This window comes from Lentzea sp. DG1S-22, assembly GCF_036321065.1.
Classification (GTDB): domain Bacteria; phylum Actinomycetota; class Actinomycetes; order Mycobacteriales; family Pseudonocardiaceae; genus Lentzea; species Lentzea jiangxiensis.
In genome coordinates this window covers 1,636,883-1,650,770 of sequence record NZ_CP143276.1, presented here as the reverse complement: position 1 = coordinate 1,650,770, position 13,888 = coordinate 1,636,883, and the positions used below count along the sequence as shown (strand labels likewise).

The window sequence follows — 13,888 nt, the reverse complement described above, 5'->3', positions numbered from 1 at the left end:
CGGCGTGCCAGGGATCGCCGATCCCCCGATAAGCGCTCTCTGCCGCACGTCCGCGGAAGGTCCGAAGCTCGGTGCATGGACATCACCGGAAACACCGTCTTCATCCCCGGCGCCACCAGCGGCATCGGCCTGGCGCTCGCCCTCGCCCTGCGGGAGCGCGGCAACACCGTCGTCGTCGGTGGCCGGCGCACCGAACTGCTCGACCGGATCGCCGCCGAGCACCCCGGTGTCCACACCGTGCGCATCGACACCGCCGACGCCGGCAGCGTCGAAGCCGCGGCCGAGGACGTCCTCGGCCGGTTCCCCGACCTGAACGTGCTGATCACCATGGCCGGCGTCATGCGCGTCGAGGACTGGCACCGCCCCGGGTCGTTCCTGGCTTCCGCCGAGAACACGATCACCACCAACGTCCTCGGCCCGATCCGCCTGATCGCCGCGTTCGTCGAGCACTTCCAAACCCTCCCGAGCGCCACGATCATGACCGTCTCCTCGGGCCTCGCCTTCGCGCCGCTGAAGATCACGCCGAGCTACAACGCCTCCAAGGCGGCGATCCACATGCTCAGCGAGACCCTGCGCCTGCAGCTCGCGGACACGTCGGTGCGGGTCGTGGAACTGGAGCCGCCGGCGGTGCGGACCGACCTCCTGCCCGGTCACGCGGAGAACGAGCACGCGATGCCGCTCGACGAGTACGTCGCCGAGGTGATGAGCCTCATCGAGACCCAGCCCGACTCCAGGGAGATCCAGGTCGAGCGCGTGAAGTTCCTGCGCTACGGCGAAGCGCGCGGCGACTACGACCAGGTGGTCGCCGCGATCAACACCGAGGACCCGCACGGCAAGTGACACCTGGCCCGCATCCCGAATGATGATCTTTCGCGCGGCACCGCCCACGCGATCGCGACCTCCGCCGGTAGCGTGATGCCATGCCACACATCACCGTCGAGTACTCCCCCGAGCTGAGCGGGGCGTTCGACCGCCGCGGGTTCGCCCTCGCCCTGCACAGCACGCTGTCGCCGGTGGTCAGCGCCGACATCGCCGGGTTCAAGACGCGGTTCCGGCAGGTCGAGGAGGTCGTGGTCGGGGACGGGTCGCCGGCCGCGATGGTGCACGTGCGGGTCGGCTTGCTCACGGGCCGGCCCGTCGAGCTCAAGCAGCAGGTCGGGCGGACGAGCGTGGATCTCCTGCGCGACCACCTCAAGCCCGTCGAAGGAGTACCCGCGCAGGTGTCGCTCGAGGTGTACGACCTGGACCGGGAGCAGTACCACAAGCTGGTGCTGTGACGGCCTCGCGGAGCGGGAACCAGGTCTGACGGCGGCTGGTCGCACCGGCAGTTTCGGCCCGAACACTATCTCGAAGTCCCTCGCTGTCCGACACTGTCGGGGTCGGTCAGGTGTGCGAAGTCGGTGGGTCGCAACGGGTTCCGGACAAGAGGTGGCGATCGCTTGGCAACGGGGGACGAACCGCTGCACTTCCGGGTCCTCGGGACGTTCGAGGTCACCCGCGGCGCACGAAGATGCACACCGACGGCGCAGAAGCAACGGGCCTTGCTCGCTCTGCTCGCGTTGCACGCCAACGAGTTCGTGCCGACCAGCCGCATCGTGGACCAGCTGTGGGCGCGGGGGGCGCCCCGGTCGGCCGTCGCCGCGCTGCACGGGTACGTGACGGCGGTGCGGCGCGTGCTCACGCCGGGGTTCTCCGGCGTACGGGCCTCGCACCCCGTGCTCAGCACCCGTCCGTCCGGGTACGTGCTGCACCTGGAACCGCACCAGCTCGACCTGACCCGGTTCCGGCAGCTCGCGAGGCACGGGCAGGCGGCGGTCGCGGCCGGGGACTGCGCCGGGGCCAGGGCGATCTTCACGTCCGCGCTCGCGTTGTGGCGCGGCTCGCCGCTCGCGGACCTGCGCGAGACCGGCTTGTTCGACCACGACATCTCGCGGCTGGAGAAGGAGTACCTCGAACTGCTGCGCGACCGCTTCGACGTCGTGCTCTGCCGCGGTGACGGGCACCTGGCGGTGTGCGACCTGGAGGAGCTGTGCGGGACCTACCCGTTGTGGGAGAGGTTCCACGAGCAGCTGATGCTCGCGCTGTGCCAGGCGGAACGGCGCGCGGACGCGTTGGCGGCCTACGCGAGGGCGTACCGGGTGCTGTCGAGCCACGCGGGGATCGAGCCGGGGCCCCGGCTGCGGGCCCTGCACCAGGCCGTCCTCAACGGCGACGACCCGTTCGTGACGGGGCACAGGCACGAACGCGCGCGGTCCGCGTCACGGATGGAGCCCACCGCCTCCCCGTAGCCGCCAGTCGAGCAGCCGCCGGTAGAACACGAGCGGCTCGGCTTCGGCCACGTCGGCGCGCGTGACCTCGCCGATCAGCACGGTGTGGTCGCCGTGGTCGAACACGGCGGTCGCGGTGCAGCGCAGGTAGATCGGCGCCGCACGAAGGCGGGGCACCGCCGCGTCCCACTCCCAGGCGAGACCCGCGAACTTGTCGGCGCCGCGGCTCGCGAACGTCCGGGCGGTGCCTTCCTGCGCGCTGCCGAGCACGTGCACGCCGAACTCGCCACACCGGGCGAGCGCCTCGCGGCACCGCGAGGCGTGGTCGACGACGACCAGCACCGACGGCGGATCCACGCTGTACGAGCAGATCGACGACACGAGCAGCCCGCACGGCTCCCCCGCCGCCCGGCGGGTGGTGATCACCGCGAGACCCGACACCAGCCGGCTCATGGCGTCGGTGAACGCGGCCACCGGAACTCCGGCGGCCACGTCCCCCGTTGCTGTCACGGCGGTGCCTACCGAGCCGTCGCCGCGGCGCAGAGCTCCCTGCGCTGCCGGGCGTCCTCGTCGTCGGTGACGGCGAGGACGGCGTCGTAGTCGAGGATCGCCGCGTCCATGTCGCCGGACTCCTCGTACGCGACCGCGCGGTTGTAGCGGGCGTCCGGGGTGTCGTCGAGCGTGATCGCGCGGCTGAGGTAGTCGATCGCGTCGGTCAGCTCGCCGGACGCCACGGCGACCGTGCCGCGGATCGCCCACGCCTCGGCCAGCTTCTCGTTGCGCCGCAGGGCTTCTTCGAGTGCTTCGGACGCCGCGGCGTACTGCTCCCGTTCGACGAGCAGCTGGCCCTTGAGGCACAACAGGTGCGCGTTGCCCGGCGCGAGTTCGAGGGCGGCGGCGATGTCCCGCTCCGCCGCGTCGAGGTCGCCGGTGGCCAGCAGGTGCCCGGCGCGGTTGATCCTCGCGTCGACGTGTTTCGGGTCCAGCTCGATGACGTAGGCGAAGTCGGCCATGGCGCCTTCGACGTCGCCGAGGGCGAGGCGGGCGTCGGCGAGGTTGTAGTACGCCTCGGGGAACGGCGGCGACAGGCGCAGCGCCTCGCGGTAGGCGGCGATGGCCTCCTCGTCGCGGCCGAGCCTGCGCAGGACGTTGCCGACGTTGAAGTGGTGCTCGGGGAAGTTCGGGTCCCGTTCCAGGACGTAGGAGTAGTCGGCGAGCGCGTCCTCCAAGCGGCCCATCGCGCCGTAGACCTGGGCACGGTTGTAGCGCAGCACCAAGCGGTGCAGCACGTGTTCGTGCGGTTCGAGCTCCCGGTCCAGCCGTGCCATGCCGTCCTCGACGAGGGCGAGCGCCTCCTCGGGCTTCTGCTCTCGCACCTCCACCAGCGCCAGGCCGTTGCGGGTGAAGACGGACTGGAACGCTTCCTTCTTCGGGTCGGTGAGCTGCGAGGCGAGGGCGATCGCCAGGTTCATCCACGCCCGTGCCCGGACGTAGTCCCGTTCGGGTTCCGGGTAGTGGCGGGCGTGCAGCATCGCCGTCGAGTACGCCAGTTCCAGGTGCACCGCCGGGTCCTTCGACGCGGCGCGGCCCTCGACGTAGAGCTCCTCGGCCTCGTGCGCGCGTCCGACGGCCGCCAGCACGATGCCGGTCTGGAAGGTCAGGTGCCACCACAGGTCGGCGTCGGCCTCCCGGTCCGCCACCCGGCGCCCGCGCAGGCCGACGTCCGCCGCGGCCTGGTAGAGGCCGACCTTGTGGCAGTGGTCGAGCGCGAGGCGCAACGCCCGCGCGCCGGCTCCGGCGGGGTCGCTGCCGTGCTCCAGGTGGTACGGGATCGCCCCGAGCCGCAACGAGAACTCGTCCGACCGCGAGAGCTCCTCGGCGCGGGCGTCGTGCAGGGCGGCGCGGGCCTCCGCCGGCAGGGCGAGGTAGGCGGCGAGCAGGCGCGGGTCGTCGTCCGTGCCGTCACCGTCCACATAGGACCGGGCGGGATCGGCCGGCAGCGGGGGCTCCCCGGCCGGTTCCGCTTCGACCACCGTCGCGTGCGCGGCGATGGTCTCCGCCAGGGACACGTCGATCTCGCCACGCGGGTCGGCCGGCGGCGCGCTGCTCGTGCCCACGACCACGGTGAGGCCCGGGAGGTCCCGGCGCCGCAGCAGGACCGCGATGAACTCCCGGTCCGACGGGTCGGCCTCGTGGGCGTTCTCGACCACCAGCGTGCGCGGCCCGCCGCCGAGGGCGGCCAGGTAGTCGCGCAGCAGTTCGGCCAGGCCGTTCGCGATGTTGCGGGTGTGCAGCCGCGAGTAGTAACGGGTGCGTTCGCTGTCCTGCACCGCCCATTCGAGGGTGTGCCACGCGCTCGGCACCCGCCCGGCCAGCTCGGGGGTGCTGGTGAGCAGCTCGATGTTGTGCCGCTCCGCCAGTTCCGGGCACCGCCGCAACAGGTCGTCGGCGATCCGGCGCAGCAACGACCCCGCCGCGGTGTACGGCCCTCGCAACCGGCGGTGGGCGTCGACGACCGCCCAGATCGGCGGCACGTCCAGGGCGGCGAGCGCGTGGACCCGGTCGCCGCGCCGGTCAGCGCGGATCCAGAAGCGGCTGTCCATGGTGCGTCCTTTCAGTGGATGACGTGGTGTGGACGACGGTCGCGGCGCGCCTTCACCCGCTCGCGGACCACGAGCCAGCCGAGCACCGCGCACTGCGCGATCGCCACGCCGCCGAAGACGAGCGAGTCGAGCAGCTGGGTGGTGGACACCGCGTCCCCGGTGAGCCGGCCGACCACGCCGGTCACGAACCGGTACAGCACGGGGGCGCCGGCGAGCGCGAACGTCGTGAGGCTGGCGGTGTAGCCGACGACGACGAGCCACGAGTACCAGCGGGCCACCCTGCGGTCGACCGGGTGCAGCACCGACTCGTCCTCCTCCGGACGCCCGAACAGCCGCCGGACCCGGTTGCGGAAGATCCGCTGCGCCGCCCCGTGCAGGTCGACGCAGCCGAGAACCGTGCTGACCAGCACGTAGATGTCCGTGCGCAGGTAGAAGAAGAACTGCCAGACCACCCGGAGCAGTGCGGCGAACGCGACCGCGAGCAGGAACCGCCCCGGTCCGGACAGCGACCCGTCGGCGTGCCGCGTCAGGTCGGCCGCGACGGTGCACGCCGCGATCCCCAGCACGTCGGCGAGCAGCCCGGCGACGATCGGCAGGTACCGCCGCCGCCGCGGCACGGCCACGAGCCCGTCGAGGGACGTCTCCAGCACGATGAAGTAGAGCCGCCGGCCGACGCGCAACCTCGACCGGACGCCGAGCCTCCGCCCGGCGAGCGCGTGGAACGACTCGTGCAACAGGAGCAGCGGAACCGCGGCGACGAACAAACCGACCTGGATCACCATGTAGTAGTCGGAGAAGAAGATGTTGTGATAAGTCGGCCGCAGGTCCGCGTTGACGACCATCGCGTACAACGCCCATCCGGCCAATGCCGCATAAAACAACCACGCGATCGGCGAGAACAGAGCCGCGCCGAGTGCGGAAAAGCGCACTGGTGCCGCTTCGGTGACGACTTCCCCGGATTTGCGAACGAGGTCGAGCTCGTCGAGAGCGCCGACGACGTCCTCGATGTCGACGCTTTCGCCGTAGGTCCGTTCGAACCATTCCGCCGCCTCGCGGGGAGTGTCACCCGCGACCAGCCTGCGCACCAGCTCGGCGCCCTCACCGGGGAAGATGCCGTACGAGTCGACGTCGGCGCGGCCGATGGTCACCTCGTCGCCGTCCTCCAGGAACACCAGCGGGTGCAACGGCACCGGCCGGTCAGGATCGAACTCGGTCACACGTTCCTCCCCCGGTGTGAGATCGGGTGCGCCGGCCGACCGGGCCCGGCGCACCCGCGTCGCGCCTTAGGCCGGCTTGACGTTGTACTGCGAGCAGGCGGCCGCCGTCAGGCGAACCGGGCCCACCTTGCGGACCGTGATCTTCTTCATTTTCGCGCGGGTCTTCTCCACGTGAATCACCTCCCTGTGTCCGATACCGACATCGGAGAGTCTGCCCGCGCACTCCAAAAAATCTCCAACGGAGTTCCAAAATCGCGGCGGCGCATTTTGAACGGAAAATGGAATGGGCGCCATCACCCCGGCGAATGCCTTCGGGGCGCCGCCGCGAGCCTCGCCCGGGGACCGTGCGAGGAGGGATGAACTACGTTGGTCCCATGGAGATCCTGGACATCCCGGTCAGCACCCTCGCCGGCGAGCCCGGCGGGCTCGGCTCGTTGCGGGGCAAGGTGCTGCTCGTCGTCAACGTCGCCTCCCGCTGCGGTCTCACGCCGCAGTACGCGGGTCTGGAGCGCTTGCAGGAGAAGTACGGTGCGGAGGGCTTCTCCGTGGTCGGCTTCCCGTGCAACCAGTTCGCGGGTCAGGAGCCGGGCACGGCCGAGGAGATCGCCACGTTCTGCTCGGCCACGTACGGGGTGACGTTCCCCCTGTTCGAGAAGGTCGAGGTCAACGGCCCCGATCGCCACCCCGTCTACGCGGAACTCGTGGAGCACCCCGACGCCGAAGGCGTGGCGGGTGACGTGCAGTGGAACTTCGAGAAGTTCCTCGTCTCGCGCGACGGGCAGGTCATCGGCCGGTTCCGCCCGAGCGTCCAGCCCGAGGACGCCGCGGTCGTCGAGGCGGTCGAAGCGGCCTTGCGCTGACGGGTACACGCCGGAGCACCGTTCACTGTGGACAGTCGGGCGGTGCTCCGTCCGAGGCGCGACGGGTCACGCGAACGTCTTCTCCAGCGCGGTGTGCACCAGCCGTGCGATCTCGTCGACCTCCTCCTCCAGCGCGAAGTGCCCCGTGTCGAGCAGCACGACCTCCGCGGACGGCACGTCACGCCGGTAGGCCTCGGCGCCGGCGGGGACGAAGAACGGGTCGTGGCGTCCCCAGACGGCGAGGACGAGCGGCTGCCGGGTGCGCAGCCACTCCTGCCACGACGGGTACCGGACGGGATTGGTCCGGTAGTCCCACAGCAGCGCCTTCATGTACTCGCGGCGGCCGGGCAGGTCGAGCACGGCCTGGTCGGCGAGCACCAGCTCGGGGTCGACGTGCTCCGGGTCCCGCACCCCCGCGAGCCACTGCTGCCGGGTGCCGTCGAGGCCGAGGAACCCGTCGACGGTCTCCTCGTACCTCTCCCTGTCGGCCCACCAGCCGTTCAGCGCCTCGGCGGCCGGGCCGAAGCCCTCCTCGTACGCGTTGCCGTTCTGGGTGATGACGGCCTTGACCCGCCGGTCGTGCCGCAGCGCGATGCGGAAGCCCACCGGGGAGCCGAAGTCGAACACGTAGACCGCGTAGTCGCCGATGCCGAGCAGGTCGATCACCTCGCCGGTCACCTCGGCGAGCCGGTCGAACGTCGGCGTGCCGGGCAGCGGGTCGGACGAGCCGAAGCCGGGGTAGTCGATCGCGACGGTGTGCCACTCGGCGGCGAGGCGGTCGATCAGCCGCACGTAGGCGCGGGTGCTCGACGGGTAGCCGGGCAGCAGCACCAGGGTCGGCTTCCCCGGGTCGCCCGCCTCGCGGACGAACACCTTCAGGCCGTCGACCTCGACGTGGTGGTGGCGGATCGCGGGCATCTCGGGCCCCCCAGCTCGATCTAATGGTTAGAACGACCGTATACGCGTTAGGACACCACTCGCAAGCGTTGCGGGATCGAAACTGCTAACGTATGATTGTTTGCCCTAACCGTTAGATCAGCTTGGAGGCGATGTGGCTGCGGGGCTGGCCGAGTTCCAGGCGGCGGGCTTCCCGATGGGAGCCGAGCCGCTCGTCGCGCTCGACCTCGTGGACACGGAGGCGCTGGAGGCCGGCAAGGACCTCATCGCCGACGAGGCGCGGCACCTCGCGTGGTGGGCGCTGCAGGCCGACCGGCTGCCCGACGCTCCCCCGCCGGCGTCGAGCGCGACCCGCCGCCTGCGCTCCGTGCTGCGGGAGCTGTTCGACGCCCACCTGGCTCAGCGCGTACCGGCCCCCGCCGCGGTCGACGACCTCAACGCCACCGCGGCCGCTGTCCCCACGAGCCCGCGACTCGACGGCTGGGGCGCCGGCGCGCGGGCCGCGGTCCGCTGGCACGACGACTACCACGGTCACCCCGCGCTCGCGGCGATCGCGGGCGAGGCGATCAGGCTGCTGGCCGACCCGCGGCGCCTCGGCACCCTGCGCCGCTGCGGCGACCCGGCCTGCTCGATGCTGTTCCTCGCCGAGAACAGGCGCCGGGTGTGGTGCGCCGCGAACGTCTGCGGCAACCGGGCCCGCGTCGCGCGGCACTACTCGCGCACGAAGGCCTGACGCCCAGGAGGACTGTCCCTTGCGGACGACCGGTCGCCGTTCGGCGAGCAGGAATCCGCACCGGGAAACCAAGTCCTCCCGCAGGAGGCGCACAGCGACCGGCGGTACGCGCTGCGGCGTCCGCCCCATCTTCACGCCTCGTGGTTTGGCGACGGACGTCAGCGGGCAAAGGATCCCTCATGATGGCGTCGTACTGGGAAACCGCCCGGACCGGTTTCCTGGCGTTCGTGGGCATCGGGTTGATGGTGCTCCTCCCCCTGGTCCTGCTGCACTACTTCCGCTTCCGGCGCGTCGAGCCGCGCCGGGCCTTCGTGCTCTACGGGCTGCTGCTCTACGGACTCGTGGCACTGGCGCTGATCTTCCTGCCGTTCCCGTCGGACGTGTCGAAGCTGTGCACCGGCGACCAGATGCTGTCGACGGTGCCGTTCCAGTGGGTCACCGACATGAGCAACAACATGGCGGCCAACGGGCAGTCCGGCATCCTCGCGATGGTGAAGTCGCAGGCGTTCCTGCAGCAGCTGTTCAACGTCGCGCTCTTCGTGCCGCTGGGTGTGGTGCTGCGCAAGGCGTACGGCAAGGGACCGCTGGCCGTCATCGCCATCAGCCTCGGCGTCTCGCTCGCCGTCGAGGTGGTGCAGTACACCGGCAACCTGGGCTTCTACCCGTGCCCCTACCGCATCGCCGACGTCGACGACCTGATCTCCAACACCTTCGGCGGCCTGCTGGGCTGGATGGTGGCGCCCGCCGCGCTCGTGGTGCCCAGGGTGCCCTCCTCGGACGAGTCGGCAGCGCCGGACGACACCGTGACCCTGCCGCGCCGGATCCTCGGCCTCGTCGCCGAGCTCGTCCTGGTGATCGCGATCGCGAAGCTGCTGCTGCACTCGGACCCGCGCTGGGCGGTGGCCGTGCTCGTGGCGTTCCGCGTCGTGCTGCCGGCCGCGGCGGGCGGGAGGACGATCGGCGGGGTGCTGCTGAACTACCGGATCCGCTCCGAGGACGGCACGCGCGCCAACCCGTTGCAACTCGTCCTGCGCGAACTGCTCGGCGTCACCGGGTTCGTCGCGTACGCCGCCGTCGTGTCGCCGTTGATCGACATCGGCTGGTGGGACCTCGTCGTGGCGGCGTTGTTCGTCGGCGGTGCGTTCGTCGTGCCGGTGTTCCGGCGCGACCAGCGGGGCTGGCACGAGCACGTGGCGCGCACGCGGGACGTGTTCACCGGCGTGACGGCCGGGTACCCCGAGCCCCATGACGACGTACACGCACACCGCTGAGGCCGACATCCCGGCCGACACGCTGTTCGGGTTCCTGGCCGAGCCGCGGAACCTGCCCCGCTACTTCCCGCAGATGACCGCAGCCGAGCCCGAGGGCGGCGAGCAGGTCCACGTGGAGGCCGACGTGCACGGCCACCACGTGGAGGGCGAGGCGTGGCTGCGCCCGGACCCGCAGCGCCGGACCCTCGAGTGGGGCGCCGAGGGCCCGGACGACTACCACGGTGAGCTGCAGGTGGAGGAGGTCGCGCCGGGCCGGTCGCGGATCACGGTCAGCCTGCACAGCGTGCGGGAGGCGCAGGGCGACGAGGTGCAGCGGGGCCTGGAGCAGACGGTGGCCGTGCTGACGCAGACCGCGGCGGCCGACGACCGCGCGACGGACTGACGGCCCGCACGGGCGGGCTGCTCACAGGAGCTCCGCGAGCAGCGCCGCCGCCCGCGCCCGCGAGGGGTGTAGCCGCGGATGTCGGTGGACGGCTCCCGCGACGCCCGCGAGCGCATCCTGGACGCGAGGCCGAAAGCGGCGCGTGCGTTCGGGGGTCAGGGCAGCAGCCGGGGTACCGCTCTCACGTAGACGACCATGCCGACCACCTCGACCAGCGTCTGCGTCACCACGACCGCTGCCGCGAGCTCGCCGGGCAACGCCAGCGCCAGCGGCAGCACGACGAGCGAGTTGCGCGTGGCACCGGTGAACACGATCGCGCGCGCTCCGGCGGTGTCGAGGCGGAACGCGCGGGCCACGACTCGGCCCGCGAAAGCCATGACCACCAGGAAGACCACGTAGATCGGCACGACGCGCGCGAGCAGGGGCAGGTCGTCGCCGAGCTTCGGCACCTGCGAGGCCACCACGACGAACAGCGTGGCGGCCATGAGAGGAACCATCGTCGTGCTCAGGGCGTTGGCGACGGTCGCGGCCTTCGGCGCGGACTGCGTGAGCCACGCGAGGGTCAGCGGGATCGCGATCAGCACCACGAACGCCTCGGCGAACGGGCCGGGATCCACGACGGCGGCGCCGGGTCCCAGGAACAGCAGGAGATAACCCGGCAACAGCACCAGTTGTGCGATCAGCAGCAACGGCGTGGCGGCCAGCAGGCGGCCGTCCGCGCCCGCCAGGCCGCTGAACACGATCACGTAGTCGACGCACGGGGTGAGCAGGACCAGCAACACGCCCAGCCTCACCGCCTGGTCCGCGGGCACCAACGGCAGCAATGCGGCCACCACCAGCGGCACCAGGGCGAAGTTGACCACCAGCGCGGCGGCCAGGAACCGGCCCGCGCGCAGCGAGCGTCCGAGTTCGGCCACCGGGACCTGGAGGAACGTGACGTACAGGAGCAGGGCCAGGACGGGGTTGATGGCGTGCTCGAACCACGAGGCCGCCGCCGGCGCCGCCCAGCCTGCCGCGAAGCCGGCCACCAGTGCGCCGAGGTAGACGGCGACCTGGTGGCGCTCTGCGGTCGCCGCGAACCCCGGCACCTCACCCTCCCGATCGGACGATCAGGAGGGTAGCCGCCGTGCCAGCGCGTCGAGCACCTCGGTGTGCGCGTCCGGCACCTCGATGGACAGGCGCAGCGCGCCGCCGGTCGCGGTGAGGCCGAAGGTGAAGAAGGAACAGCAGCCGGTCTCGCGCATCGCCAGGTCCGCGGCCCTGCCGGCGACCTCCGGCCGTGGCTCGAGGTCCAGCACCAGCCGGGTGGACTCCGGCCGGTCCACCCGCTTCACCGCGGTGGCGAACAGTTCGTCGAACTCGGCCACCCGCAACGGTCTTTCGTCCGTGGGCAACGTGCAGGCCTCCGGGACCCAAGCCTCCGCCTCCGCGCTCATGGTTCCACCGTAGGCCCGCGAGCCGGTCAGGGTGTGATCCCGGCGGCGGTCGCCTTGCCGAGGCCGGAAGCCGCTCCGGCCACCACCGCCCGGGCATCGCGCAGCGCGCCGGGCTCCAGGTCCGCCACTGTGTCGAGCACGTCCATCTCCGGTGTTCGTCAGCCGAACCGGAGCGGTTTCCTCACGGGCTCCTCCAGGACACGTGACGCGAGCCACGCGAGGCCGTCGGCGGTGGCGGCCGGCGTGCCCGTCGGCTGGACGACGTGGCTGAGCACCGTGCGGGTCATGAGGTCGATCAGCACCTCGGCCTGCTCGGCGGTCAGGCCCGTGCGGTAGGTCTCGACGCGGGCCGCGAGCATCGCCTTGACCTCGACGAGCAGGGTCTCGGCCTGGGTGGTCAGCAGCGGCACGAGCTCGGTGTCGGCGCCGTGCGTGGCGGAGGCGATGGCGCGCACCAGCAGGTTGCCGCGCGCGAGGTCGAGGACGTCGCGCACCGCGTCGTGGATCGCTTCGACGAGGTCGCCGGTGTGGCGGTCGAACGCGCCGCTGATCGCGGTGAGGAACCGGTGCAGCTCGTGGGCCAGCATCGCGTCGGCCAGCGCGTTCTTCGACCCGATCTCGTTGTAGACGGTCTGGCGGCTCACCCCGACCTGCTCGGCGAGCCGCGTCATGGTGACGGCGGCCCAGCCGTCGCGGGCGGTCATCTCGATCGCCGCCTCGACGATCGGCTGCCGCCGGCCCGAGGCCGCTGCTCGAGAGGTACCGCCCATGCCCCGATCCTAGGCCGACGTGACGCGGCCCGGCGCGACGAAGTCGATCTTTTCGCGGACCCCGCAGTCCGGGCAGCACCAGGAGTCCGGGATGTCCGACCACGGCGTTCCGGCGGGGAAGCCCTCGCGGGGGTCACCGGTCTTCTCGTCGTAGACGTAGCCGCAGCCGGGGCACGTGCCGCCCGCTGTCGCGTCGCCGCGGGTGTCGGCGACGACGTCGTCACCGGTGCCGGTGCCGCCGTAGCGGGCCAGGACCCGATCGCGCTTGCCCGGCTGGATGTTGGCGCGGCCGATGTCACCGCCGAAGTGCTCCCGCACCCGCGGGTCCATGACGCGGCGCCACAGCGGCGGCACCAGCGCCAGCAGGATCATGCCCGCGTAGCCGGTCGGCAGCACCGGCGACTCCTCGAAGTCGCGCAGCGTCTGGTAGCGCCGGGTCGGGTTCGCGTGGTGGTCGCTGTGCCGCTGCAGGTGGTAGAGCAGGACGTTCGTGGCGATGTTGTTGGAGTTCCAGCTGTGGCTCGGGTCCACGCGCTCGTACCGCCGGCGGTCCGGCGTACCGACCTTCTGCCGCAGCATCCCGTAGTGCTCCATGTAGTTGACGACCTCGAGCAGCGAAAAGCCGATCACCGCCTGGACCAGCAGGTACGGCACGATGCCGACGCCGAGCCACGCGATCATCGCGGCCCACAGCACCGCCGACATCAGCCACGCGTTGAGCACGTCGTTGCCGATCCGGAACGGGTGCCGGTCGCGCCGCCCGCACCGCTTGCGCTCCAGGCGCCACGCCGACTTCACCGACCCGAACACCGTGCGCGGCCAGAACCGGTAGAAGCTCTCCCCCACCCGGCTGCTGGCCGGGTCCTCCGGCGTCGCGACCCGCACGTGGTGGCCGCGGTTGTGCTCGATGTAGAAGTGGCCGTAGAAGCTCTGCGCGAGCGCGATCTTCGACAGCCACCGCTCGTGGCTCTCCTTCTTGTGCCCCAGCTCGTGCGCGGTGTTGATGCCGATGCCGCCGGTGCAGCCGATCGACACGGCGAGCCCGATCTTGTCCACAACGGACAGACCACCGCGCGCGATCACCCAGAACGCCACCACGAACCCGACGTACTGGATCGGCAGGTACAGGTAGGTGATCCACCGGTAGTAGCGGTCGTTCTCGAGCCGCCCGATCACGTCGTCGGGAGGGTTGCTGCGGTCGAGCCCGGCGACGAGGTCGATCGCCGGGACGATCACGAGCACCACCGCCGGCCCGATCCAGAACCACACGCCCCAGCCGGTCACCGCGTGCATCCCGATGGCCAGGAACGCCAGGGACGGCACGACCAGCCCCAGCAGCCACAGGTACCGCTTGCCGTCCGTCCACCGCTCGGTTGAGCCGACGGGCACCGTTGCCTTCATGTCGCTCATGCCACGCTCCTCAGGAGGTTGACAAAACGATAGGGCGCGTAA

General features: G+C 71.3%; 15 protein-coding genes. 7 read left to right on the top strand and 8 right to left on the bottom strand.

Going from position 1 to position 13,888, the window contains the following annotated elements; genetic code table 11:
• The first annotated feature begins 75 nt into the window (after nucleotides 1–75).
• The 3 genes from V1227_RS07130 (at nucleotide 76) to V1227_RS07120 (ending at nucleotide 2,288) form a co-directional block, all read left to right on the top strand.
• Complete coding sequence (locus V1227_RS07130; RefSeq protein WP_329791688.1) at nucleotides 76–840, top strand: SDR family oxidoreductase; 765 nt, start codon at nucleotides 76–78, stop codon at nucleotides 838–840.
• 80 nt (nucleotides 841–920) lie between these two features.
• Entirely contained in the window at nucleotides 921–1,277 is a 357-nt protein-coding gene (locus tag V1227_RS07125) for a 5-carboxymethyl-2-hydroxymuconate Delta-isomerase (RefSeq protein ID WP_329791687.1), read from the top strand.
• Between the two features lie 162 nt (nucleotides 1,278–1,439).
• A complete protein-coding gene (locus V1227_RS07120; RefSeq protein WP_329791686.1) occupies nucleotides 1,440–2,288 on the top strand; it encodes an AfsR/SARP family transcriptional regulator in 849 nt (282 codons plus the stop codon).
• On the opposite strand, the gene V1227_RS07115 is transcribed toward V1227_RS07120, so the two are convergent.
• Genes V1227_RS07115 through V1227_RS07105 form a run of 3 tightly spaced genes read right to left on the bottom strand, consistent with a single transcriptional unit; the run spans nucleotide 2,259 to nucleotide 6,087 of the window.
• Nucleotides 2,259–2,777, bottom strand: coding sequence for a flavin reductase family protein (locus V1227_RS07115; protein WP_329791685.1), 519 nt, complete (start codon nucleotides 2,775–2,777; stop codon nucleotides 2,259–2,261). The two genes, V1227_RS07120 and V1227_RS07115, sit on opposite strands and share 30 nt — an antisense overlap.
• 8 nt (nucleotides 2,778–2,785) lie before the next feature.
• Nucleotides 2,786–4,870, bottom strand: coding sequence for a tetratricopeptide repeat protein (locus V1227_RS07110; RefSeq protein WP_329791684.1), 2,085 nt, complete (start codon nucleotides 4,868–4,870; stop codon nucleotides 2,786–2,788).
• Between the two features lie 11 nt (nucleotides 4,871–4,881).
• Nucleotides 4,882–6,087: a hypothetical protein gene (locus V1227_RS07105; RefSeq protein WP_329791683.1), complete on the bottom strand. Its 1,206-nt coding sequence runs from the start codon at nucleotides 6,085–6,087 to the stop codon at nucleotides 4,882–4,884.
• A 374-nt stretch (nucleotides 6,088–6,461) separates the two neighbouring features.
• Between V1227_RS07105 and V1227_RS07100 the strand changes: the two genes are divergently transcribed.
• A complete protein-coding gene (locus V1227_RS07100) occupies nucleotides 6,462–6,947 on the top strand; it encodes a glutathione peroxidase (RefSeq protein ID WP_329791682.1) in 486 nt (161 codons plus the stop codon).
• 66 nt (nucleotides 6,948–7,013) lie between these two features.
• Here the strand turns inward: V1227_RS07100 and V1227_RS07095 are convergent, their stop codons facing one another.
• Nucleotides 7,014–7,865: an alpha/beta fold hydrolase gene (locus V1227_RS07095; RefSeq protein WP_329791681.1), complete on the bottom strand. Its 852-nt coding sequence runs from the start codon at nucleotides 7,863–7,865 to the stop codon at nucleotides 7,014–7,016.
• Nucleotides 7,866–7,998: 133 nt separating this feature from the next.
• Here V1227_RS07095 and V1227_RS07090 point away from each other — a divergent pair, with 133 nt between their 5' ends.
• From V1227_RS07090 to V1227_RS07080, 3 genes are all read left to right on the top strand, one after another.
• Entirely contained in the window at nucleotides 7,999–8,577 is a 579-nt protein-coding gene (locus tag V1227_RS07090; RefSeq protein WP_329791680.1) for a CGNR zinc finger domain-containing protein, read from the top strand.
• A 179-nt stretch (nucleotides 8,578–8,756) separates the two neighbouring features.
• On the top strand, nucleotides 8,757–9,848 hold the full coding sequence (locus tag V1227_RS07085; protein ID WP_329791679.1) for a VanZ family protein: 1,092 nt from the start codon (nucleotides 8,757–8,759) through the stop codon (nucleotides 9,846–9,848).
• Entirely contained in the window at nucleotides 9,823–10,230 is a 408-nt protein-coding gene (locus V1227_RS07080) for an SRPBCC family protein (protein WP_090102910.1), read from the top strand. The genes V1227_RS07085 and V1227_RS07080 overlap by 26 nt, the downstream gene beginning before the upstream one ends.
• 155 nt (nucleotides 10,231–10,385) lie before the next feature.
• On the opposite strand, the gene V1227_RS07075 is transcribed toward V1227_RS07080, so the two are convergent.
• From V1227_RS07075 to V1227_RS07060, 4 genes are all read right to left on the bottom strand, one after another.
• Nucleotides 10,386–11,318, bottom strand: coding sequence for a bile acid:sodium symporter (locus tag V1227_RS07075; protein WP_329791678.1), 933 nt, complete (start codon nucleotides 11,316–11,318; stop codon nucleotides 10,386–10,388).
• A gap of 21 nt (nucleotides 11,319–11,339) precedes the next feature.
• Nucleotides 11,340–11,666 carry a hypothetical protein gene (locus V1227_RS07070; protein WP_329791677.1) on the bottom strand — a complete coding sequence of 109 codons (327 nt, stop codon included), beginning with the start codon at nucleotides 11,664–11,666 and terminating at the stop codon, nucleotides 11,340–11,342.
• Between the two features lie 158 nt (nucleotides 11,667–11,824).
• Nucleotides 11,825–12,436, bottom strand: a complete 612-nt coding sequence (locus V1227_RS07065; protein ID WP_329791676.1) for a TetR/AcrR family transcriptional regulator — start codon at nucleotides 12,434–12,436, stop codon at nucleotides 11,825–11,827.
• Between the two features lie 9 nt (nucleotides 12,437–12,445).
• Nucleotides 12,446–13,846: a fatty acid desaturase gene (locus V1227_RS07060; protein ID WP_329791675.1), complete on the bottom strand. Its 1,401-nt coding sequence runs from the start codon at nucleotides 13,844–13,846 to the stop codon at nucleotides 12,446–12,448.
• Between the last annotated feature and the right edge of the window lie 42 nt (nucleotides 13,847–13,888).